Annotated in this window: 15 protein-coding genes; 11 read left to right on the forward strand and 4 right to left on the reverse strand. The window is 57.4% G+C overall.

The genetic code is table 11. The annotated features are described in order from the left end of the window. Nucleotide 1: 1 nt before the first annotated feature. Entirely contained in the window at nucleotides 2-1,966 is a 1,965-nt protein-coding gene (locus tag PL263_RS08910; RefSeq protein ID WP_278212683.1) for a TonB-dependent receptor, read from the reverse strand. A gap of 462 nt (nucleotides 1,967-2,428) precedes the next feature. On the opposite strand from PL263_RS08910, the gene PL263_RS08915 reads away from it, so the two are divergent. After that, entirely contained in the window at nucleotides 2,429-3,241 is an 813-nt protein-coding gene (locus tag PL263_RS08915; RefSeq protein WP_278212684.1) for a DUF4198 domain-containing protein, read from the forward strand. A gap of 527 nt (nucleotides 3,242-3,768) precedes the next feature. Here PL263_RS08915 and PL263_RS08920 read toward each other — a convergent pair. Continuing rightward, nucleotides 3,769-4,338, reverse strand: a complete 570-nt coding sequence (locus PL263_RS08920; protein WP_278212685.1) for a hypothetical protein — start codon at nucleotides 4,336-4,338, stop codon at nucleotides 3,769-3,771. Nucleotides 4,339-4,447: 109 nt separating this feature from the next. On the opposite strand from PL263_RS08920, the gene dctA reads away from it, so the two are divergent. Continuing rightward, entirely contained in the window at nucleotides 4,448-5,737 is a 1,290-nt protein-coding gene (dctA, locus tag PL263_RS08925; protein WP_278212686.1) for a C4-dicarboxylate transporter DctA, read from the forward strand. A 210-nt stretch (nucleotides 5,738-5,947) separates the two neighbouring features. Next, nucleotides 5,948-9,550, forward strand: coding sequence for a response regulator (locus PL263_RS08930; RefSeq protein ID WP_278212687.1), 3,603 nt, complete (start codon nucleotides 5,948-5,950; stop codon nucleotides 9,548-9,550). Between the two features lie 16 nt (nucleotides 9,551-9,566). On the opposite strand, the gene PL263_RS08935 is transcribed toward PL263_RS08930, so the two are convergent. Then, nucleotides 9,567-10,181 (reverse strand): TetR/AcrR family transcriptional regulator, encoded by a 615-nt coding sequence (locus tag PL263_RS08935; RefSeq protein WP_278212688.1) that lies wholly within the window; start codon nucleotides 10,179-10,181, stop codon nucleotides 9,567-9,569. 104 nt (nucleotides 10,182-10,285) lie between these two features. Here PL263_RS08935 and PL263_RS08940 point away from each other — a divergent pair, with 104 nt between their 5' ends. From PL263_RS08940 to PL263_RS08970, 7 genes are all read left to right on the forward strand, one after another. Next, nucleotides 10,286-11,515 (forward strand): efflux RND transporter periplasmic adaptor subunit, encoded by a 1,230-nt coding sequence (locus tag PL263_RS08940; protein ID WP_278212689.1) that lies wholly within the window; start codon nucleotides 10,286-10,288, stop codon nucleotides 11,513-11,515. A 3-nt stretch (nucleotides 11,516-11,518) separates the two neighbouring features. Further along, nucleotides 11,519-14,701, forward strand: a complete 3,183-nt coding sequence (locus PL263_RS08945) for a multidrug efflux RND transporter permease subunit (RefSeq protein ID WP_278212690.1) — start codon at nucleotides 11,519-11,521, stop codon at nucleotides 14,699-14,701. Further along, complete coding sequence (locus PL263_RS08950) at nucleotides 14,698-16,140, forward strand: efflux transporter outer membrane subunit (protein WP_278212691.1); 1,443 nt, start codon at nucleotides 14,698-14,700, stop codon at nucleotides 16,138-16,140. The genes PL263_RS08945 and PL263_RS08950 overlap by 4 nt, the downstream gene beginning before the upstream one ends. 368 nt (nucleotides 16,141-16,508) lie before the next feature. Then, nucleotides 16,509-18,521: a TonB-dependent receptor gene (locus PL263_RS08955; protein ID WP_278212692.1), complete on the forward strand. Its 2,013-nt coding sequence runs from the start codon at nucleotides 16,509-16,511 to the stop codon at nucleotides 18,519-18,521. 231 nt (nucleotides 18,522-18,752) lie between these two features. Then, nucleotides 18,753-19,409, forward strand: coding sequence for a pyridoxamine 5'-phosphate oxidase family protein (locus PL263_RS08960; protein ID WP_278212693.1), 657 nt, complete (start codon nucleotides 18,753-18,755; stop codon nucleotides 19,407-19,409). A gap of 83 nt (nucleotides 19,410-19,492) precedes the next feature. After that, a complete protein-coding gene (gene fae / locus PL263_RS08965; protein ID WP_278212694.1) occupies nucleotides 19,493-20,041 on the forward strand; it encodes a formaldehyde-activating enzyme in 549 nt (182 codons plus the stop codon). Between the two features lie 129 nt (nucleotides 20,042-20,170). Continuing rightward, nucleotides 20,171-20,653: a cytochrome P460 family protein gene (locus tag PL263_RS08970; RefSeq protein ID WP_278212695.1), complete on the forward strand. Its 483-nt coding sequence runs from the start codon at nucleotides 20,171-20,173 to the stop codon at nucleotides 20,651-20,653. Nucleotides 20,654-20,709: 56 nt separating this feature from the next. On the opposite strand, the gene PL263_RS08975 is transcribed toward PL263_RS08970, so the two are convergent. After that, nucleotides 20,710-21,558 carry a S1-like domain-containing RNA-binding protein gene (locus PL263_RS08975; RefSeq protein ID WP_278212696.1) on the reverse strand — a complete coding sequence of 283 codons (849 nt, stop codon included), beginning with the start codon at nucleotides 21,556-21,558 and terminating at the stop codon, nucleotides 20,710-20,712. A 221-nt stretch (nucleotides 21,559-21,779) separates the two neighbouring features. On the opposite strand from PL263_RS08975, the gene PL263_RS08980 reads away from it, so the two are divergent. Continuing rightward, a complete protein-coding gene (locus tag PL263_RS08980) occupies nucleotides 21,780-22,292 on the forward strand; it encodes a hypothetical protein (protein ID WP_278212697.1) in 513 nt (170 codons plus the stop codon).

Raw genomic sequence — 22,292 nt, forward strand, 5'->3', positions numbered from 1 at the left:
CCTAATAACTAACGTTAAAGCCGGTGTAATAAAAACGGCCACCGGGGTCGTTGGGGGTGCCTTGCAAGCCCATGACATAGGGCGTGACACGATTAAATACGTTGTCGACGCCGACAAAGGCGGTCAGCCATTGGGTGGCGGCGTAATCCAGTTTGGCATCGAACTCATGGTGGTAAGCGGACTCACGCACACGATTGGCATTGTTGCCGACATAGCCGTCATAAAAGCGGCCATTTAGGGATAAGTCGACTTGCGGATGCAGATGAAAGGTATTTTGAAAGCGAAACGCGTGACGTGATCGGTCGATCAGGCGCTGGTGGGTTTGAGTGTCTTCGGCATCCAGATATTCGTAAGAAGCGAAAAGATTGTAATACTCCTTAACACCCAAGTTAAAAATGATCTCGGTGCCACGTACCTTGGCCTGTCCGGTATTGAAGTTATTAAAATCCGAGAATATGACTGTGCCCACAGTGCGATTGCCGGTATTGATAGACTGGATTAAATCCTCGTACCAGGTGACGTGACCAATCGCTTCCAAGCTACCGTAGACATCGTTATGGTCAAAACTGTATTTGGCGGCCATTTCCAGTGTTTCAGACTTTTCCGGTCTTAAGCTTGGGTTGCCGTTAATCGTCGACACACTGGTGAACGGACCTCGTCGGCTGGTACGGACAAAGGTGGGAAACATATTGACAAACTCTGGCGCTTTAAAAGCGGAACCATAGCCAACCCGAAAATTAAGATCGCCGGGAGACCAGGATAAGCTGGCTCGAGGATTGAGCGCGTCGCCAAAATCGCTAAAAGTGTCGTAACGCACACCCGCCACCAGTTTCACATCACGGATAATGTCCCAGTCGATCTGCGATAGGGCGTGAAACACATGGCGCGTTTGGGCGCCGGGAAAGCGGTTGCGATCGAACGTCGATATGTATAGATCCTGAAACCGTCCCCCGGTACCCAAGGTGACTGTCAAGTTATCGGCGGCAAACCAGTTTAAAAAGCCTTCAATTTGGCCCAATTCGAATTTGGTTTTTTCAATATCAGTGGGGTCCTGAGCATTCCGTCCGACATTTGCCAGGGTTTGACCGTAGGTACCCAACAAACGTGCGCTGCCCCAGTCATAGACATCATCGTAGGTTAGGCTGATTTGTTTGCGGTCTTCATTCTCAACATTACGAGCTCGGTTAAATGCCGTACCCGTGTCGTTTTGTTCCATCAGCTCGCCCGTCCAGCGCAGTTTACGTTGGGGTGTGAAGTCATAAGAGCCCGCGTAATTCACGTAGTAGCGATCAATATCCTTGAGCGTTGTCGTAGGAACACTGGTATCCACTCTTAAATCGTTTTTATTAAACACCTCGGCAGAAAAACGATTTTTCAGACCATGAAAATCACCGGTCGAAACACCCGCCCGTTCAATAAAGGTATCACGCTGACCTCGTTCCGCCTGCCCCCAGGTAAAACTGCCGGTTGCACCAAATTGCTCGCCCGGCGCCTTGGTAATGATGTTAATCACCCCGCCGATTGAATCGGCACCGTATAAGGCCGACATCGGGCCGCGAATAATCTCGATCTGCTGAATATTTTCGATGCTCAAACCCGTCAAATCCGAGGTGCCGAATTTACCGGTTCTACGCAAGCCATCCACCAAAATCAAGGTCTGGTTATTCGAGGAGCCACGCAGGTTAATCCGTGAGTTAGTGCCGGAATCGGCCACAAACCCGGTACCGGCGGCATATTGCAAAATCTGCGGCAAGGTGCGTAGCGAAAGGCTTTTTAAGCGTTGCGGAGTGATGACTTCGACACTGGCTTGGACGTCTTTGACCGCCAGACTGCGTCCCGGCGTGGCGGTAACCACCATAGTATCCAGCTCTGCGAGCGGTGTACTATCGTCCTGTTGCTTGGTTTGAGCGGACACTTCGCTGATGAGAACGGCTAACAGCCAAGCAAAATGCGCCTTATTATTCATTATTCTGCCCTATTCAGATTAAAAATTAGCTTAAAAACGACACTTGATACGTACAGCCATTGGCTTCGAGCGCGTAAACGAGCTAATTTTGTGCCGAGCAAATAAATTGAATAATAATCAAGTAGTAATCTTAAATTGAGCCATTCTAAAATCGGAAAAACAGGTTATTTAACACAATCACATGCTGCCAGCTGCGTGATTTGCCCGATTGGGCAGACTCTGACAACTGACTAGAAAGTGATTGTCGACGGTGCCGGGTTGAGACCGTTCCGGATACTCGGTGCCCGATACGGCGAGCTGTCGGAATATCGTCCGCATATTGACTTACCGAAACATTGGAGGTTACTTCAGGGACAGGACTTGTCTGGACGGGGAGGCTTGATCTAAACACAGCGCCCGTCCCTAACGACTATAATCCGGTCAACGTATTCCATCGAAAAACTGCATAAGCCCATCGCGACTATGAACAAAACCTTGCTATCCGGTGCCTTTAACGTCTGCTTCCTGTTCAGTTATCCGCTGGCAGCGCATGAATTCTGGCTCATGCCCGATAAATTCAAACTCGATAGCAGCGGCGCAGCCAACCAACTTGTTTTTCGGGTGGGTGAAGATTTTATTGGCAACATTTGGGCAAAGCGCGCGGAACGCACGCTGACCCTAATGCATTACACTAAAAATCATGCATTCGATTTAACGCCGTCCACTTTTCAAAGCGATACCATCCCTATCGCCTTACGGTTTGAAAGCGAAGGCACGCATTTATTGGCGATGGAATCCAACAACTCCTTCATTTCCCTGGAAGCTGACAAATTTAATCATTACCTCAAAGAAGACGGTAACGAAGCCGTTTATCAATGGCGTGAAAAAAACGGTACGGCGCATGTCGCCTCCAGGGAAAACTACCGGCGTTGCGCCAAAACCTTGGTACAAGTCGGCACCAAAACGGATGATACCTTCAAGCGCGTCTTGGGCATGCCACTGGAACTGATCCCGCTACAAAATCCCTATCGCTTAAAGCAAGGCGACAATTTGACGGTACAAGTCTTATTTGCAGGCAAACCGCTGACTAACAAAATGATCCTGACCTGGCACAAGCGCACCGCCAGCGATGCAGCCAAACCGCAAACGCATTACACCGACGCCAAAGGCTTACTGACTTTTCCTTTAACCGACACGGGCGATTGGATGGTCAGCACGGTACATCTAGTCCCGGTTGAAAATGATCCCAAAGCCGATTACCAAAGCTATTGGGGGAATTTGACATTTGGTTTCTAAACCGCCCTGATTTTTGCCGCCAAGTCAGGCCGGGCTTCGAAATTCAGTCAGCAAGTGGAAGGCAATCCGGCTGACGCTAAGCAATTCCAGCATGACCCAGACTTGGCGACCTGACTGGGTTGGCGGCAGTCAGCATTACGGTGGCAGCAAGGAACGGGCGTTGCCTGCAAAGCCTCAGCGAACGGCGTAACAGAAATACTCCGCCGTAGCGGCTGGCCAATAAAAATGCCCGGAGTGCCTGGGGGTTATTGAGCAAGGATTTGGTTGCCGGCCGGCCGAAATGGCGCTGGCGCCTGAATCGATTTGAGCCTGACAATCAACATTCGCGCCCAAATCAATTGCGAAGCAACGCCCTTATGGCAAGCGAACCAATTTGAATCCTCGGGCTTACCTTCTGCTGAGCTTCGAGCCCCGGCGGCCAGTTCGATCGCCTGACCGATAACGACGGCAGCAGCACCGACGACCGGTAAGACGAGGTCGGCCGCCTGATCAGCCTGCGGGCATCCGTCTTTCGATTTATTGCGCTGCTACTGCGGCCAGGGGACAGCCGGCGCACAATGCTCGAGATACATTTTCCCCTTGGCGGCGTCGTTCGGAATATAAATCTGGTTCGCGGCGGCGGGCGGGTAATTCGAACCGTCGGCACATTGCACGCTTTGGCCCGGCCCGACCGCAATCCGGGTTCCGACCTTGATCTGGCAGACGCTGAGCCGGTCCGGGGCACTCCATTCCGGACAGATGGCTTCCAGTTCGCGGTATTGTTCCAGACCGGCGGCGGGCGCCGCAAACGTCCACCAATTGCCGTATTCGCTGTAGGGCCGGCCGCTGTCCCAGACCCGGTAAACGGTCAACGGCGCCGACACCATAAAGGCTTGGCCGGTGCACAATTTACCCTGCCCGGGAGCGCCGTACGCTATTTCGACCAGCCTGTCGTCGGCGACCGGCTCCAACCCCGCGGCCGGGGTTGCGACCTTGCCGATACAGCCGGTATCGGCCGATGTAAAGACCAAGGTGCCGTCGATCACGGCCAGCTCGGCGCAACCGGCCAAACCAATTAAGAAAATACCGATAAGCCGGGTTCGGCCCAATCCGCCCATGTGTTCAGTCTCCCGTGGCCGCTGGCGGCCATTTCCGCGCAGACGCTTTGCCTGCAATCCCGTACCATAATAACCTGATCAACCGGATCCGCCGCCATTCATTCGCCCCATGACTCACTTACCGCACCCTGCTCCGACTTCGCCGCGCCTGTATCTTGCCGTGTTGGCCGCCATCGTCTGCGGAGCCTTGTTCGGCGCACTGGATGCCGGCCATGCCGTGCTGCTCAAACCCATCGGCGACGCTTTTATTGGGTTAGTAAAAATGCTGATCGGGCCGGTGATTTTCTGCACCATCGTGCTTGGCATCGCCGGGGCCGAGGACATGAAAAAAGCCGGCCGCATCGGGATCAAAGCCTTGTTGTATTTTGAAATCGTCTCCACCTTCGCCCTCGGCGTGGGCCTGTTGCTCGCCAACCTGCTGAAACCGGGCGCCGGGTTTAACGCCGACCCGGCCACCTTAGATCCGCAAGCGGTAGCCGGCTTCGTCAAACAGGCCGCCGAGCAACGGCTTGCCAATTTTCTGTTGCACATCATTCCGAAAACCTTCACCGACGCTTTCACCGGTTCCGGCGATTTGCTGCAAGTATTGTTGGTATCGACCCTGTTCGGCTTCGCCTTGCAGCGGATGGGCGCAGCCGGCCGCTCGGTGCACCGCTTCGTCGAGGAAAGCGCACAGTTGTTTTTCGCGATGCTGAATCTGGTGATGAAACTGGCACCGCTCGGTGCCGGTGCCGCCATGGCGTTTACGGTCGGCAAATACGGGATTGCCGCGCTGAAACCGCTGGCAGCGTTGATGGGGTGTTTTTACCTGAGCTGCGTACTATTTATCGGTTTGGGATTGGGCAGTATTGCCGCACTCACCGGTTTCAATCTGTTCAAACTTTTAAGCTATCTCCGGGCGGAACTGCTAATCGTCCTCGGCACCTCGTCGTCGGAGTCGGCTTTGCCGCCGCTAATGCAGAAACTGGAGCGGCTGGGCTGCTCGCGTTCTGTGGTCGGTCTGGTGGTTCCGGCGGGTTATTCGTTCAATCTGGACGGCACCAACATTTATCTGACGATGGCGGCGCTGTTCATGGCCCAGGCCCTGAATATCGAGCTGCCGCTCGGCCAACAACTGAGCCTGTTGCTGGTGGCGATGCTGACCAGCAAGGGTGCGTCCGGCGTCAGCGGTGCCGGCTTTATCACGCTGGCGGCGACGCTGAGCGCGGTGCCGGCGGTGCCGGTGGCCGCCTTGTCGTTGATACTCGGCATCGACCGCTTCATGTCCGAAGCCCGGGCCCTAACCAATTTGATCGGCAACGCCGTGGCGGCGATTGTCATCTCCGACTCCGAGCGCGAGCTGGACCGGGAAAGATTGCAAGCCGAATTGAACGCCGGCCGCGGTCGCGCACAGCACTAAGCCCAAAGACTTAGTTTGTTCAAGATTCCGCTGTTTTCATTGGCACCGAGTCTAGTGTATAAAGTGCAGAGTCCAAGACCGGTTCCGGGTTGATTCCGGCATGCCGGGCGGCCGGGTTTCAGCAAGAGTTTCAGGCATCGGCTAACGCAGCATCAATGCTAGAGCCACCGCCTGCCGATCCGATTATCGAGTGAGCAGAATATGGAGCACGTGTCACCAACTGCAAACAAATCGTCCGATTTACCGGGAGGTTACAGGCAGCGCGGCAGCTTAAAAGACTTTCTACTGTTGTTTCTGCCGATCGCCGCTCTGATTGCGGTCGGAGCCTGGACCCTGGGCGAAGCGCGGGTGCACAGCGAGTTGACCATGTTGATGGCCGAGGAGCGTACCTATGTCGACTTAAGCCAGGGCCGACTGGACCAGGAATTAGCAGTGCCGATTCGGCATTTGCTGAGTCTGGCCGGCGAAAGGCCGGTACGCCAAGTCTACGAGGCTGGCGAAAATAGCGATTTTCAACCCATGGTGGAAGCCTTCCTGTCATTGATGTCGCGGAATCCCAGCTACGACAAAATCCGCTGGATCGACGAATCCGGCAGGGAAAAAGTCCGGATCAACAACGTCGACGGCCACCCCTACCCGGTTCCGCAACACGAACTTCAGAACAAGCAGCAGCGCTATTTCTTCCAGGAGTCGATTCGGCTCAACCGCGGAGCAATCTACATTTCGCCGTTGGACTTGAATGTGGACCGCGACCAGATTGAAGTCCCGTATAAGCCGACATTGCGGGTTGCCACCCATGTGTTTCAAGCCGACGGCAGCCCCGCGGGGATTTTGATGATCAACGTCGCCGCCCGCTCGATGTTGCAGGCTTTCGTCGCCAGCGCCGGCCCTGCCGCCGATCGGCTAATGCTGCTCAACGCCGAAGGCTACTGGCTGAAAAGCCCCAATCCGGCCGACGAGTGGGGTTTCATGTTCCAGCGCGACCTGACGCTGGCCGCCAAAAATCCGGCCGCCTGGGCCGCAGTGTCGCAACAAAACCGCGGCCAAGTCAGACTCGGCGATGGCTTGTGGACCTGGAGCACGGCCTCACCGGTACCGAACGGCGACGCCCCCTTGGCTCACAACATCCGCTGGACGATCGTTACGCATTTGCCGGAACGGACGCTGACCGAATTGGCACTTCGGGTATGGCCGGCCAAAATCAGCGGGGCGCTGGTGTTACTGGCGCTATTCGGGCTCGGCATCCACCGGCTGGTTCAGGCCAAATCCGCGCAAGCCAATGCCGAAAAAGACGCCGCCCTGGCGCGGAGCGAGGCCGATTCGGCCTTGCGGCTGCATCAAGCTCAAGCCGGTTTTCGGATGCTGTTCGAAGCCAATACCAACGGTTTATTGGTAGTCGATGCCGAGGGCCGGATCGCCATGGGCAATCCCGCCTTCGAGGCCATGTTCGGCTACCGCTTGGCCGAGCTGCTGGGACAGCCGGTGGAAGTGCTGCTGGCCAACGCCGACCGTGCCGGCCACGCGTTAAAACGCGCGCAATATATGCGGGAGCCGTCCAGCCGGACGATGGGAGCCGGCCGCGATTTGTACGGCACACGCAAAGACGGCAGCCAATTCGCCCTGGAAATCGGCCTAAGCCCGTTCTGGGACAATAAACAGTTCTTCGTGCTGGCGACCATCGTCGATATTTCTGAACGCAAGCGGACCCAGGACGAAATCCTGCGAATGAACGAAACACTGGAGCAACGTGTCGCCGAACGCACCGCCGAATTGCAGACCGCGCGGCGGGAAGCGGAACGTCTGGCCCACGTCAAAGGCAATTTCCTGGCCAATATGAGCCACGAAATCCGCACGCCGATGAACGCGATTCTCGGCATCGCTTATTTGTTGGAAAAAGCCCCGCTCGGCGCCGAGGAATTGGCACTGGTCAGAAAAATCCGCATGGCGGGACGGTCGCTGATGGGGATCATCAACGACATACTCGATTTTTCCAAAATCGAATCCGGCCGGCTGGAAATCGAGCGCACGCCGTTTCGGCTCAACGATGTGCTAGATAATGTCGCGACCTTAATGTCTTCGGTCGCGGCCAACGACGACGTCGAATTCATCATGGGGCCGGCCCCGGAGGGCATCGAATACCTACTCGGTGATGCCTTGCGGCTGGAGCAAGTACTGGTCAACCTGACCGGCAACGCACTGAAATTCACCGCCCACGGCAGTGTCGCGCTGGCCGTCGCCCGCTGCAGCGTCGGCGGCAAGCCGGGCTTGCGCTTCAGTGTCACCGACACCGGCAAGGGCATCGCCGCCGATAAACAAGCCGAAATATTTAACGCTTTTTCGCAAGAAGACACCTCCACCACCCGCCGGTTCGGCGGTACCGGCCTGGGCTTGTCGATCTGCCGTTGCCTGGTGCAAATGATGGGCGGCGAGATCGGCGTCATCAGCGAGTTAGGTAAAGGCAGCGAGTTCTGGTTCGAAATTCCAACGACACCGGTAGATGCGCGGGATTACGCCCATCCGGCACTGACCTTCCAAAACGTCTTGATTGCCGACGATCATCCGCTGGCCCGGGAAATGCTGGCAGCAACGGTACGCAGCCTGGGCTGGAACCCGGAGGTGGTCGCATCCGGCGCAGAAGCGGTAGAGCGCATCCGCAGCCGGGCTGCCGGCCACGGCAAACTGCCGGACATCCTGTTGCTGGACTGGCGGATGCCTGGTCTGGACGGCTTACAGGCCGGCAAAGAAATCAAGCAGATACTCGGTGGCGCTCCGGAGGCGCCGTTGATCGTAATGGCCACCGCGCACGACCGCGAAGTCTTGAGCCACGAACCGGGCTCGGAATTGGCGGATGCGATTTTGAACAAACCGGTCACCGCATCGGCCCTGTACAACGCAATCAGCGAAGCCAGGCGTCATGCGCAAGGTAACCGCGGCCAGCGGCCGAGCGATACGGCCAGCCAGGGCCAACTCCGGCAGCTGCGGGTACTGGTGGTCGACGACAGCGAAATCAACCGCGATATGGCGAAGCGGATTCTGGAATCGGAAGCGGCCGAAGTGTTTTTGGCCGACGACGGTGTGGCGGCACTGGCCTGGCTGAAAGCCAACCCCGGTTGCGCCGATGTGGTGCTGATGGACGTGCAGATGCCGGAGATGGACGGCCACGAAGCCACCCGCCGCATCCGCGAACAGCTGGGATTAACCGCGCTGCCGGTGATCGCCCTGACCGCCGGAGCCTTTCAATCTCAAATCGAGGCCTCGCTGGCTGCCGGGATGAACGGTTTTATCGCCAAACCGTTCGACGTCGACAAGTTGATCGCCTACCTTCGGCAATATGCCTCACGACCGGCACAATCTTCACCGACTGAGACTGAGACTGAGACTGAGACTGGGCCTGATGTCCCGGCGGCCGATGCCGCGCCGGTTATCGATCTGCAAAAAGGTTTGCGGGCCTGGCGGGAACTGGACGTCTATAAAACCTATCTGGAAAAGTTTATCGCCAACCACGGCCGCGACGGCGATGCGATAGCCGAAGCAATCGCCGCCGGTGACGGCGAACAAGCCCGCGCGCTGGTTCACAAACTGAAAGGGTCGGCCGCCAATCTGGCTCTGGTGGCGATTTGGGAAGCCGCCGAACGTCTGGAACTCGCATTTCACCGGCAACTCGCCATCGGAGACTTGCCGCAAGATTTGCAACGCGCCCTGGACCGCGGCCGCATCGCGATCTCCGGCCTGGTCGGCGATTGCGGCAGCGTTTCCAGCGAGTCGGACATTCGCGGCGCCAACCCGACCGGCTCCCCCGACGAGAACGCTTGACTCTCTGGTCTAAACCCTACTTGAGTAGGCAACCCGCCAGAAACAGGCGTACAGCCGGCGTCACCCAGCGTTCGATTTCGGCGGCATCCGGCGTCGGCTCCAGGCCCAATTGCAGGCGCTGCAACCGCTCGCCGCGCACGGCACTGACGAACTGGTCGGCGAGAAAATCGGGGTCGATATCGGCAATCGCACCGGCTTGCTGGTGACGACGGAAAAACTGCGCCAGCGCCGCCAACGTCCGCCGCGGCCCCTGTTCGTAAAATTGGGTCGCCAATTCCGGAAATCGCGGCGACTCGCCGATCAGAATCGCCCGCATCCGCAATACGTCGGGGCGGGTGATGCGGAACAAAAACTGGCAGGCAAAGCTTTGCAAAGCCTGTTCCGGCGGCGACTCGCCGCACAGACTCCCGATGAACTGGTCGCTGCAGCGGCGGATCAACGCGCCGAACAAGCCGGCTTTGCCGCCGAATTGGCTGTAAACGGTCCGTAGCGAGACCCGCGCGTCGCGGGCGATGGTTTCCATACTCAAATTGCCGTAGCCGTGTTCCAAAAAAAGCTGCAGCGCCGCGTCGAGTAATCTATCCCGGCTTTGTTGCTCGTCGCCCTTACACGGGCGGCCACATTTAACCATGCTGTCGTACTCATGAAATAAATTGACTTGCCAAACGATGATACCCTAGACTAAACGGTAATAGGTATTACCATTTTTGGTTGAGGCATTTCAGGGGAGAGGGCATGGCATTTATTTTGGAATCGGTAGTGGGGGCTTATCCGCGCATCCCCGCAACAAAAGCAGGACCGACCCGCTTTGCCAGACGAGGACTTGGTCTCAGCATCTTCGCATTCACTCTGCAATTGGCCGTATCCGGTTGCGGCGATTCCGGCGCGCCGGGCAATACCGCAGCCGCCATGCCGCCGGCCAACGTCAAAATTGCCCAACCCCTGAGCCGGGAAACCAGCGACTGGGACGAGTACACCGGCCGGATCGAAGCCGTCAATGCCGTCGATATCCGCGCCCGGGTCGGCGGTTACCTGGAAAAGGTTAATTTCCATGCCGGCGATAAAGTCAAAAAAGGCGACCTGCTGTTTCTGATCGACCCCAAACCGTTGCAAGCGCAATTGAATTTCGCCAACGCCGAACTGGAACGGGCCAAAACCAAACGCGAACTGGCGAAAAACGATCTGGCCCGCGCCGAGAACCTGTTCAAAGCCAAAGCCATTTCCGCCGAAGAATACGACGCCCGCAGCAAAGGCCTGCGCGAAGCCGCCGCCGCCCTGGTTTCAGCCGAAGCCAGCGCCTACACCGCCAAACTCAATCTGGAATACACCGAAATCCGCGCCCCGATCGGCGGCCGGGTCGGCCGCGAATTGTTGACGGTCGGCAATCTGGTCAGAGCCGACGAAACCCTATTAACGCAACTGATATCGACCGATCCGGTTTACGTCTACGTCGATGCCGACGAACAATCGGTGTTGAAATACCGGCGCCAGGCCAAGCAGGCAGGCAACGCCACCGCCGATCTGCACGGCGCGGCGGTCGAAGCGGCAGTGGCCGACGAAGACGGCTTTCCGCATCAGGGCAAGCTGGACTACATCGCCCCGCGCGCCGACGCCGCCACCGGCACCTTGACCCTGCGCGGCGTGTTTGCCAATCCCGACGAACTGCTCAGCCCCGGCTTCTTCGCCCGCCTGCGGCTGAAAGGTTCGGCGGCTTACCCTGCCCTGTTGGTGCCGGACCGCGCCATCGGTGCCGACCAGGCCCAGCGCTTCGTTTGGGTGGTCAACGCCAATAACCAGGCCGAATACCGGCCGGTCAAGCCCGGCGCCCGCATCGGCCAATTGCGTGTCGTACGCGAAGGTTTGAAAGCCGACGACTGGGTCGTGGTCGAAGGCCTGCAAAAACTGCGGCCCGGCGCCACCGTCGTTCCGGAAAAAACCGCGCTCGACGGCCAGGGAGGCCAATAAACCATGGATAAATTCAGCCACTTTTTTATCGACCGGCCGATCTTCGCCTCGGTACTGTCGATTGTGATCGTGCTGGTCGGGGGCCTGGCGCTGATCGGCCTGCCGATTGCCCAATATCCGGAAATCGCTCCGCCCACCGTCGTTGTCACCGCCAACTACCCCGGCGCCAACGCCAAAGTCGTCGCCGAAACGGTGGCAACGCCGGTCGAACAGGAAGTCAACGGCGTCGAGGACATGCTGTACATGTCGTCGCAATCGACCAATAGCGGCGTCATGGCCTTGACCATCACCTTCAAACCCGGCACCAATCTGGACAAGGCCCAAGTGCTGGTGCAAAACCGGGTGGCACTGGCCGAACCGAAACTGCCGGAAGAAGTACGCCGCCAAGGCTTGAGCGTGAAAAAACGCAGCCCGGACCTGAGCCTGGTGGTGAATCTGGTATCGCCGGATAAACGCTACGACAGCGTTTACATGAGCAACTACGCCCTATTGCAAATCCGCGATACGCTGGCCCGGCTGCCCGGCGTCGGCGATATTCTGTTGTTCGGCGCCCGCGACTACAGCATGCGCCTGTGGCTGAACCCGGAAAAAATCGCCGCCCGCAATCTGACCGCCGCCGAGGTGGTCAATGCCGTGCGCGAACAAAACGTGCAGGTCGCGGCCGGCGTGGTCGGCCAGCAACCGTCGCCGACCGCCGCCGAATACCAATACACGGTCAGCACGCTGGGCCGCTTGAGCGATCCGGAGCAGTTCGGCGAAATCGTGATTAAACCCGGCGCCAACGGCCAGGTCACCAAACTCAAGGACGTAGCGCGGATCGAACTCGGCGCCAAGGACTACAACTCCGGCCTGTTCCTGGACGGCGAAGATACCGTCGGCCTGGCGATCTTCCAATTGCCCGGCTCCAACGCCATCGACACCAAAAAAGCCGTGGTTGAAGCGATGGAAAAACTGAAAACCCGCTTCCCGGAAGGCCTGGATTACGTGCTGGTCTACGACACGGTGGTGTTTGTCCAGCAATCGATCGACGCCGTGGTCAAGACCCTGTTCGAAGCGTTGGGCTTGGTGGTGTTGGTGGTGATCGTCTTCCTGCAAAACTGGCGGGCGGCGGTGATTCCGTTGCTGGCGGTGCCGGTGTCGCTGATCGGCGCCTTTGCCGTGATGGCCGGCTTGGGTTTGTCGCTGAATACTTTGTCGTTATTCGGCCTGGTACTGGCGATCGGTATCGTGGTTGACGATGCCATCGTCGTGGTCGAAAACGTCGAACGCCATATTGCCGAAGGCATGCACGCCCGCGAAGCCACCCGGCTGGCAATGAGCGAAGTGGTGGGGCCGGTCGTCGCCACGGCCCTGGTACTGGTCGCCGTATTTGTACCAACCGCCTTCATCACCGGCGTCTCCGGCGCGTTTTACAAACAGTTTGCCTTGACCATTGCCGTCTCGACGGTGATCTCGGCCTTCAACTCACTGACTTTGAGCCCGGCCCTGTGCGCGCTATTGCTGGACCGCGCCCACGAGAACAAGGACGCCTTCACCAAACTGTTCGATAAGTTATTCGGCTGGTTTTTCGTCCGCTTCAACCGCTTCTTCGACCGTTTCAGCCTCGGCTATTCCAGACTGGTGGCGCGACTGATCCGGATGGTCGCCGTGGTTCTGGTTCTGTACGTAGGCTTGAACGGCCTGAATTTTCTGGCCTTCGAAAAAGTGCCGACCGGCTTCATTCCGGACCAGGACCAGGGCTATCTGATCCTGTACGCGCAATTGCCCGACGCCGCATCGCTGGCCCGCACCAAGGACGTGGTGCAACAAGCCAGTAAAATCGTGCTGGACACCGAAGGCGTCAGCCATATCAACGCCTACGCCGGCTGGTCGATTCTGAGCGGTGCCAACCAATCGAATGTCGCGACCATGTTTGCCCGGCTGGACTCGTTCGACAGCCGCGCTCAGCGCCCCGATCTGCATGCCTCGCAAGTCGTCAAAACCCTGAACCAGCGATTGGCCGCCATCCCCAACGCCCGCATCGCCGTGTTCACGCCACCGCCGATCCGCGGCATGAGTTCGGTCGGCGGTTTCAAATTGCAGGTGCAGGATCGCAATAACGCCGGCATCGACGAGTTGCAAAAAGTCACCGGCGAAATGATCGAAAAAGGCAACCAGCAACCGGGTTTGGTCGGCTTGTTCACCACCTTCCGCGCCGGCGTGCCGCAGTTGTTCGTCGACGTCGACCGCACTCAGGTCAAATCGATGAATCTGCCATTGAAAGACGTGTTCGACACCTTGCAGATTTATCTGGGCTCGTTGTACGTCAACGATTTCAACATCTTCGGCCGCACCTATCAGGTCACGGCCCAGGCTGATGCCGACTTCCGGATGCTGCCCAGCGACATCACCCAGCTCAAAACCAAAAACCTGAGCGGCGGCATGGTGCCGTTGGGCGCGGTCGCCGACGTCAAGGAAATCAGCGGTCCGGACAAAATTACCCGCTACAACATGTACACCGCCGCCGAAATCAACGGCAGCACCCTGCCCGGCGTCAGCTCCGGCGATGCCATCGAGAAAATGGGCCGGGTATTGCGCGACAACCTGCCGCCCGGTTTCGACTTCGAATGGACCGAGCTCAGCTTGCAGCAGGTGCTGGCCGGCAACGTGGCGTTGCTGGTGTTCCCGCTCAGCGTGATCTTCGTCTTCCTGGCCCTGGCCGCGCAATACGAAAGCTGGGCCTTGCCGTTCGCGGTGATTCTGATCGTGCCGATGTGTATTTTGTCGTCGATGACCGGGGTCTGGATCGGCGGCATGGATAACAACATCTTTACCCAAATCGGCTTCATCGTCTTGGTAGGCCTGGCCAGCAAGAACGCGATTCTGATCGTCGAATTCGCCAAACATCGCCAGGAATCCGGCTTGAGCCGCTTCGATGCCGCAGTCGAGGCGGCACGGATTCGGTTGCGACCGATTTTGATGACCTCGTTCGCTTTTGTGATGGGCGTGTTTCCGTTGGTGATCGCCAAGGGCGCCGGCGCCGAATCCCGGCACTTGCTGGGCACGGCGGTATTCAGCGGCATGATCGGCGTGACGATTTTCGGTTTGCTGCTGACGCCGGTGTTTTTCGTCGCGGTACAAGGGCTGGCCGCCAAATTGCGCCGCAATACCAAGGTGCAACAGGCCGGCGCGGAGTCAATGCCATGAATCTTAATTTGAAGCTTCGCCCGTTGGCTCAGGCCATGTTTGCCACCGGTCTGCTGGCCGGCTGTGCGGTCGGCCCGGATTACCAAACGCCGGCCACCGCCGATTTGCCGGGCCAATTCGTCAACGCCCCTGCCCCGCTGTTTGCGGCGGACAGCAGCGAGGTGGCCTGGTGGAAGTTGTTCAATGACGGCTTGCTGGAACAGCTGGTCGAGCAAAGCCTGAACCACAACCGCGATTTGCAAGCCGCCAAAGCCAATCTGGCCGAGGCCAGGGCCTTGTATCTGGAATCCGGCCTGAGCCTGCTGCCGACCGTTACCTCGCGCGCCAGCTACAACGAACAGAAACGTAGCGCCGGGTCTTTGAATAACCGGGCTTTCGTGCCGCGCGAGTTGAAACTGTACAGCATGGGCTTCGACGCCTCGTGGGAATTGGATTTCTTCGGCCGGGTCCGGCGCGGCGTCGAAGCCGCCGACGACCAGGTCGCCGCCGAGGAAGCCAGTTTGCGCGACGTCGAGGTCAGTCTGATCGGCGAAGTCGCCCGCAATTACTTTGCGTTGCGCGGCCTGCAACAGCAGTTGGCCGTGGCGAACCGCAATGCCGACAACCAGGCGCAAACCCTGCAGATCACTCAAGTTAAATTCGACAACGGCCGCGGCACCGAACTGGACACGTCGCGGGCCGAGGCGCAATTGCAAAGCACCCGGGCCGGCATCCCGCCGCTGGAAAATGCCATCTCCCAGGCCATCCACCGCTTGAGCGTGTTGAGCGGGCAGATGCCGGATGCCTTGGTTACTACCTTAAGCACCGAACAAGCATTACCTAAAGCGCCGGAAACGATCCGGATCGGCGATCCGGCGCAACTGCTGCGGCGGCGGCCGGACATTCGCATGGCGGAACGCAATCTGGCCGCGGCGACCGCACAAATCGGCGTTGCCACTGCCGACCTGTTTCCGCGGGTGACCTTCGTCGGCAGCATTTCTCTGGAAGGCAACACCTTGACCAACCTGGTGGCGCCGGGCGGCGATGCCTATTCGATCGGTCCCCGTATTACTTGGGCGGCGTTCGACTTGGGCCGGGTCTACGCCCGGATCAAAGCCGCCGACGCTCGCGCCGAGGCCAGTCTGGCCCAGTACGAGCAAACCGTACTGAACGCGTTGGAGGAAACCGAAAACAGCCTGGTGGCTTATCGCCAGGAATTGAGCCGGCGGGCCGATTTAAGCAAAGCCGCGGCCGCCAGCGCCAAGGCCCGCGAATTGGCGCAGCTGCGTTACCAGGAAGGCATCAGCGATTTTCTGACCGTGCTCGACGCCGAGCAGCGGCTGCTGCAAGACCAAAGCCAGTTGGCACAAAGCGAAACCGCGGCGGCGACGGCGCTGGCCGCAGTCTACAAGGCGCTGGGCGGCGGTTGGGAAGCCGTTGCCGAGCCTGCCGCCGACTAGATCCTTTCAGCACGGGCTCCAATATCTCGGAGCCCGTCGCCTAATCTGCCTCTAAACCGCAGCTTGTGCTGGTGCGGCCCCAGCCATGGCCTTGGCGAAATGGGGACAGAACGACTTTCGTTCGCGGTCAACAAATCCGACACAACTGACTGTTGACCCGGCGCCAGTTTCACGGGCGCCGATCCGGCCAGGCCGCTTCCCATCGCTCGACCGGGTCGGCTTGCAGCTGCCGTTATCGATTCTCCAATAAAATTCAAGCAGTTCCGCACAAAAAATAGAATCTTGCGCATCTCCGATCTTTCACTACAGTTATCCTTATTTCTTCACCACCACTGCTCAGCTAGAAGTATTCGTTTTCCTGGCATTTCATGAAAAAAACTCTTCCGTCTTTATTTCGGATCGCGACTGCGATTTTGGTTTGGCTACCGGGCAGCCCGCATGCGGATGCCGACCTGACCGATCTGAACTTGGAAGAACTGATGGCGGTAAAAATTACTTCGGTGGCAAAAAAAGTCCAGTCCTTGCAGGATTCCGCCGCCGCGGTATTCGTGATCAGCAACGAAGACATCAAGCGCTCGGGCGCCACCAGCATTCCGGACGCGTTGCGCTTGGCGCCCGGCATCGACGTCGGCCGGATCGACTCCAACAAATGGGCGGTCAGTTCGCGCGGCTTCAACGGCCGCTTTGCCAATAAACTGCTGGTGCTGATCGACGGCAGGAACCTGTACACGCCAGCATTTGCCGGCGTGTATTGGGAATTGCAAGATGTGATGCTGGAAGACGTCGAGCGCATCGAAGTGGTCCGCGGTTCCGGCGCCGCCTTGTGGGGCGCCAACGCCGTCAATGGGGTAATCAATATCATCACCAAACACAGTGCCGACACCCAGGGCGGACTCGTCAGCGCCGGCGGCGGCAGCGAAGAAAGAGCATTCGGTGCATTTCGCTACGGTACCCGGCTAAACGATACGACGACCGCCCGTGCCTATCTGAAGGGATTTGAGCGCGACGCATTGGCGCGGGCCAACGGCAGCGGTGCCGGAGATTATTGGAACAAGATGCAGGGCGGCTTCCGCCTCGATTCCGAGGTATCGGACGCGGATTCGCTAACCGTACAAGGCGACATGTACTCCGCCGACTTAAACCAACAACTCTCGCTCGCTACGCTAACCGCACCCTATCGACAAGTTGTTGGCGACCGGGCCATGGCCAGCGGCGGCAATATCGTCAGCCGCTGGCAACATGATTTCTCGGATACCTCAAACACGACACTGCAGTTGTATCTCGATTCCTACAACCGGCGCGAAGGCTTCATCGACGAGGAACGCCACACCACCGATCTGGATTTTCAACACCATTTCGCGCTGAACGCGTGGAATGACATTATCTGGGGCTTAGGATTCCGCTACTCGTCTTCCGACGTAACGGATATCCGTCCAGATCTGATCTCCTTCAGACCTAGCGACCGCGATAACAGCTATTACAGTGGTTTTTTGCAAGACCAACTGACGCTAATCGACGACACCCTATGGTTGACCCTGGGGTCCAAACTGGAACATAACGATTTTACCGGCTTCGAAGTTCAGCCCACCGCACGCTTGATGTGGGCTCCCCACCCGCACCACCGCTTGTGGGGGGCTATCTCCCGCGGGGTGCGGATTCCGTCGCGGGTCGACGCCGATATGAGTCTGGTCGGTCAAATCCTGCCGCCGTTTAGCGGCCAGAACGTCACGCCGTTTCCGTTGGAGCTTGCGGTGATGGGTTCGGAGACTTACAAGGCCGAACAAGTGCTGGCTTACGAAATCGGTTACCGCTTCAGCCCGAATCCGGCCTTCTCGATAGACGTCGCCGGCTTTTACAACAACTACAGCACCCTGCGCTCATTCCAACCCGGCGCAATCGATACGTCGCAATTGCCGGCTGCTCTAAGCCAGCCGTTTTACATTAACAATGGCAACGCCGGTCGCACCTACGGCATCGAAACCTCGGCGGTCATGAAAATGCTGGACTGGTGGCGCTGGGACATCAGCTACAGCGCACTGCAAACCGAACTCAGCAGCAACGCCTACTACCAGGAAGCCGTCTCGCCGCAACATAAAATCTCGTTGCGGGCGAGTGTGAATCCGACATCCAATGTTACGCTGGACGCCTGGCTGCGTTACGTCGATAACGCCAGCGCCTTCACGCTGACAGGCCCCGCCCATATCCGCTCCTACACCACACTGGATCTGCGACTGGGCTGGAAGTTGAGCCGCGGCGTCGAACTCGCACTGGTTGGACAAAACCTGCTGGACAACCGCCATCTGGAGTACATCCAGGAGACTTTCACCCAGGCTACCGAAGTTCAACGCGGAGTTTACGGCAAAATTACCTGGGAGTTTTAGCCTCGGCCGCGTCGTTTAGGCCCATACCTAAAAACTCGATTCCGGTTCGGCTGCGTGGTCATTTACAGTCTGGGCGGCTGCAGATACGGCAAGCACCGCGTTTAACTCACGTTCGATTTTTCCTGCCACTTGTCTGACACAACACTGCGGCTCGCCATTGCCGCTAGCTAAAAGGGCGTTCCCGGCAATCTCGGTTAGAATGGCGGCTTTTCGATTCGGGAGTCAGCGGTGATGGACGAATTCTATAGCCCGCAACAACGGGAACTGCAAACGCAACACGATACCGTCCGCTTGGCGGACCGCTTACAGCAAATCATCGTCGAACAGCACATCAACGAGCAGCACCAAGCTTTCATCGAAAGCCGCGACTTTTTCTTTCTGACCACGATCGACCACCGCGGTTATCCGACCTGTTCCTATAAAGGCGGCCATCCCGGCTTGGTCAGAGTGATCGGTCCGCAGGAATTGGCGTTTCCGAACTACGACGGTAACGGCATGTTTTTATCGCTGGGCAATATCAACGGCAACCCCAAAATCGGCCTGTTGTTCATCGATTTCGAAACGCCGCATCGGCTTCGGCTCCATGGCGACGCCCGTATTCAGGCCGACGATCCGCTGCTGGCCGACTATGCCGGCGCGGAATCGATCGTACGGGTGGCGCTCAGCGAGATTTTTATCAACTGTCCGCGTTACGTTCACAAAATGAGCCGCGTCGCCAGTTCCCAATACGTACCGGAAGCCGGAAAAGATACGCCGCTGCCGCAGTGGAAACGGATCGACGCCGTGCAGGACGTGTTGCCGGCCTGCGATAAACAAATCGCCGAGAACCTGGGCGGTACTATTACGCCGGAACAGTACGGGGAGATGGTGCACCGCGGCGAAGGGTAAGCTTTGATCCCGCGTCAGACCACGCTTTCGAACAAAGTAACTGCTAAAAACCTTAACTGACTCACTTCAAATTGGAGAACCACATGAGCGAAAGAATCGTTATGCGTACCGGCGAAGCCTTGGTCGCCGGCGGCCCGGCCGGCACCGCTGCCGAGCCGGAAATCATCATCGGCGAGTTGGACGGGCCGGTCGGCACCGCAATTGCCACCTTGACCGGCGACCAGGTCCAGGGCCATAGCCGGGTGTTCGCGATTTTGAATACCGATATCCAAGTGCGGCCGGTGACGTTGATGGTGAGCAAGGTCACGGTCAAGAACAGCCGCTATACCAATATTTTGATGGGTACGGTGCAGGCGGCAATCGCCAACGGCGTGTTGGACGCGGTGCGCGCCGGCGACATACCGAAAGAAAAAGCCAACGACCTCGGCATCATTTGTTCGGTATGGCTGAATCCGAGTGTGATCAAGGACGACAAACTCGACCACCGCATTCTGTTCGACATCCACCGTCAAGCCATGGCCAAAGCCATCCATAAAGCCATGACCCACACCCCGGACATCGATTGGCTGCTGGAAAACCAGGAAAAAATCGTCCACAAGTACTTTCAAATGGGTCTGGACGGCAAGATTTAAGCGCTCGCCGCCCCGCCACACACTAATAGCGGATCAATATTAATTTGACAGACCGGCAAAATCCGCCTAAAAAGACAAACTGATTTCGATTCGAAATCAGTTTGTCTTGTCTACAGGGGAGATTTTGCTATGACTACGCGCCTTTCACTGTCCGCCGCCGGACTGTTCCTGACTCTTTTCGCTTCCGCCCAAGCCGCCGAACACAGCGTGGCTTACCCGGAAGGCTACCGCACCTGGCTGCATGCCAAAACCATGCTGATTCAGCCCGGCCATGCCCTGGAAAACCCGTTTCAAGGTCTGCACCACGTCTATGCCAATAAAAAAGCCGAAAGCGGATTGAAATCCGGTAAATATCAAGACGGCTCGGTGCTGGTATTCGATCTGTTGCAATACCAGGAACAGGATAAAACCATTCAGGAAGGCGAGCGCAAACTACTGGGGGTGATGCAGAAAGATTCGAAAAAATATGCCGCGACCGGCGGCTGGGGCTTCGAGGGCTTTGCCGGCAACAGCAAGACCGAACGCCTGGTCCAGGATGGCGGAGCGAGTTGCTTTGCCTGCCACGCCTCCGAGCAAAAAACCGACTACGTGTTTTCTCAATACCGGCCCTGATCCGGATTTTCCGGCCGTCGGTCAGGCGCCGATTGCCGGCGCCTCTATCGCTCGACTTATTTGGCCGTGGCTTGATCCAGCAAACGAATACCGTCCGCCTCGATCAATATCCGCCGCTGCTTGTACAAACCGCCAATAGCCTGTTTGAACACCTTCTTACTGACCGCAAAGGTGTCGTAGATCAGCTCCGGATCGCTTTTGTCGGTCAACGCCACATAGCCGCCGCGTCGGGCCAGGATATCCAGTATCTTCGCCGAGGTGGCGTCCACTTTCTGCCCGTACTTTTCCTGACTGAGGATTAAATCCAGTTTTTGGTCCGGGCGGATCTTCTTGATGTAGCCGGTCAATTTCTGGCCTTTTTTCAGCGGCTGGAACACTTCGTTTTTATACAACACACCCCAGTATTGGTGGTCTACCACCGCTTTGAAACCCAGCTCGGTATGCTCGGCGATTACCAATTGCACGGCCTGGCCTTCCTTGTAGTAAAACGCCTGATCCTGAATGAAATCGTCCAACACCATCGACGCGGCGATACGGTTGTCCTCGTCCAGAAACAAGCGAACCAGATAGGAGCGGCCTTCGATGACCTTGCCTTTTTGTTCGCTGAACGGCAGCAACAAGTCCTTGGGCAAGCCCCAATCCAAAAATGCCCCGGCATGGCTCAACGAGACGCACTTTAACCAAGCCACCTCGCCGGCTTGCGCCAGCGGCATTTGCAAGGTCGCCAAAGTTTGGCCTTTGCCGTCGACATAAACAAACGCATCGACTTTTGCACCGACCGCCAATTCCGTGACGGGCGGTTTATCGGCCAACGCGATCTCTCCCAATTCGCCGCCGTCCAAATAATATTGGTTATCGCGCCGGCTAAGCACGGTTAACGCATTGACTTTACCTAATTCGATCATGGGATTCCGGGAGATTGAGACGAGACCGGCCGCATGGCACCGGTGTTGGAAAACTAGCGAAGCCGCATTATACAAGCAATCGCGCTGGGGCTGACCGCGACTTACGCTGCGATAAATCGGCAACAATTGACGCAGCTCAATCGATTTAGCGCTACGACCGACTATAATGGCCGGTTTTTTCAGCACGTTACGGCGCTCGAAACCGAGTGCAAGCACACACCATGACTTTATTACTCAAATACCTGTCCTCCTGCTGGTTTCTGAATAATCCGGCCGACTTAGTCCCGCCCAATTCCTTTATGTGGAAAAACGTGGCGTTCTATTTAATGTCCGGCATCATCGTCGAAAGTTTGATTGCCGATCCGGCCGACGGCACTCTGGAAGTATTGGGCCGCACTATTATGGCTTTCAGTTCCGTGGCGGTATTGCTGCTGACCGAAAGAAAATGGAGTCTGTTCAGCCAGTTGTACACGTCGATTTTCGTCTGCGAAAACTTCATCATGACCCTGGCCATCGCCGCCGAAGGCCTGGACTACTGGCTGGTGTTGAAACACCATCCCTACCGCGAGGAAATCGGCATCGGCATCGCGGTATTTCTGGTAGTTTGGTATATCAGCATCGTCAGTTACATCTTCCGCGGTTTTTTCAAATACACCATGAGTGTCAGCCTGATTTACGCATTCAGTTACTTCATCCTGACTTACGGCATTCCGATGCTGTTGATGGATATTTGA

The sequence above is a fragment of the Methylomonas sp. EFPC3 genome (assembly GCF_029643245.1).
Classification (GTDB): domain Bacteria; phylum Pseudomonadota; class Gammaproteobacteria; order Methylococcales; family Methylomonadaceae; genus Methylomonas; species Methylomonas koyamae_B.

Bases quoted from the DNA above. Each gene is read 5' to 3' on its own strand.
- PL263_RS08910 (WP_278212683.1), bottom strand. From the start codon at position 1,966: ATGAATAATAAGGCGCATTTTGCTTGGCTGTTAGCCGTTCTCATCAGC.
- PL263_RS08915 (WP_278212684.1), top strand. From the start codon at position 2,429: ATGAACAAAACCTTGCTATCCGGTGCCTTTAACGTCTGCTTCCTGTTC.
- PL263_RS08920 (WP_278212685.1), bottom strand. From the start codon at position 4,338: ATGGGCGGATTGGGCCGAACCCGGCTTATCGGTATTTTCTTAATTGGT.
- dctA (WP_278212686.1), top strand. From the start codon at position 4,448: ATGACTCACTTACCGCACCCTGCTCCGACTTCGCCGCGCCTGTATCTT.
- PL263_RS08935 (WP_278212688.1), bottom strand. From the start codon at position 10,181: ATGGTTAAATGTGGCCGCCCGTGTAAGGGCGACGAGCAACAAAGCCGG.
- PL263_RS08940 (WP_278212689.1), top strand. From the start codon at position 10,286: ATGGCATTTATTTTGGAATCGGTAGTGGGGGCTTATCCGCGCATCCCC.
- PL263_RS08945 (WP_278212690.1), top strand. From the start codon at position 11,519: ATGGATAAATTCAGCCACTTTTTTATCGACCGGCCGATCTTCGCCTCG.
- PL263_RS08950 (WP_278212691.1), top strand. From the start codon at position 14,698: ATGAATCTTAATTTGAAGCTTCGCCCGTTGGCTCAGGCCATGTTTGCC.
- PL263_RS08955 (WP_278212692.1), top strand. From the start codon at position 16,509: ATGAAAAAAACTCTTCCGTCTTTATTTCGGATCGCGACTGCGATTTTG.
- PL263_RS08960 (WP_278212693.1), top strand. From the start codon at position 18,753: ATGGACGAATTCTATAGCCCGCAACAACGGGAACTGCAAACGCAACAC.
- fae (WP_278212694.1), top strand. From the start codon at position 19,493: ATGAGCGAAAGAATCGTTATGCGTACCGGCGAAGCCTTGGTCGCCGGC.
- PL263_RS08970 (WP_278212695.1), top strand. From the start codon at position 20,171: ATGACTACGCGCCTTTCACTGTCCGCCGCCGGACTGTTCCTGACTCTT.
- PL263_RS08975 (WP_278212696.1), bottom strand. From the start codon at position 21,558: ATGATCGAATTAGGTAAAGTCAATGCGTTAACCGTGCTTAGCCGGCGC.
- PL263_RS08980 (WP_278212697.1), top strand. From the start codon at position 21,780: ATGACTTTATTACTCAAATACCTGTCCTCCTGCTGGTTTCTGAATAAT.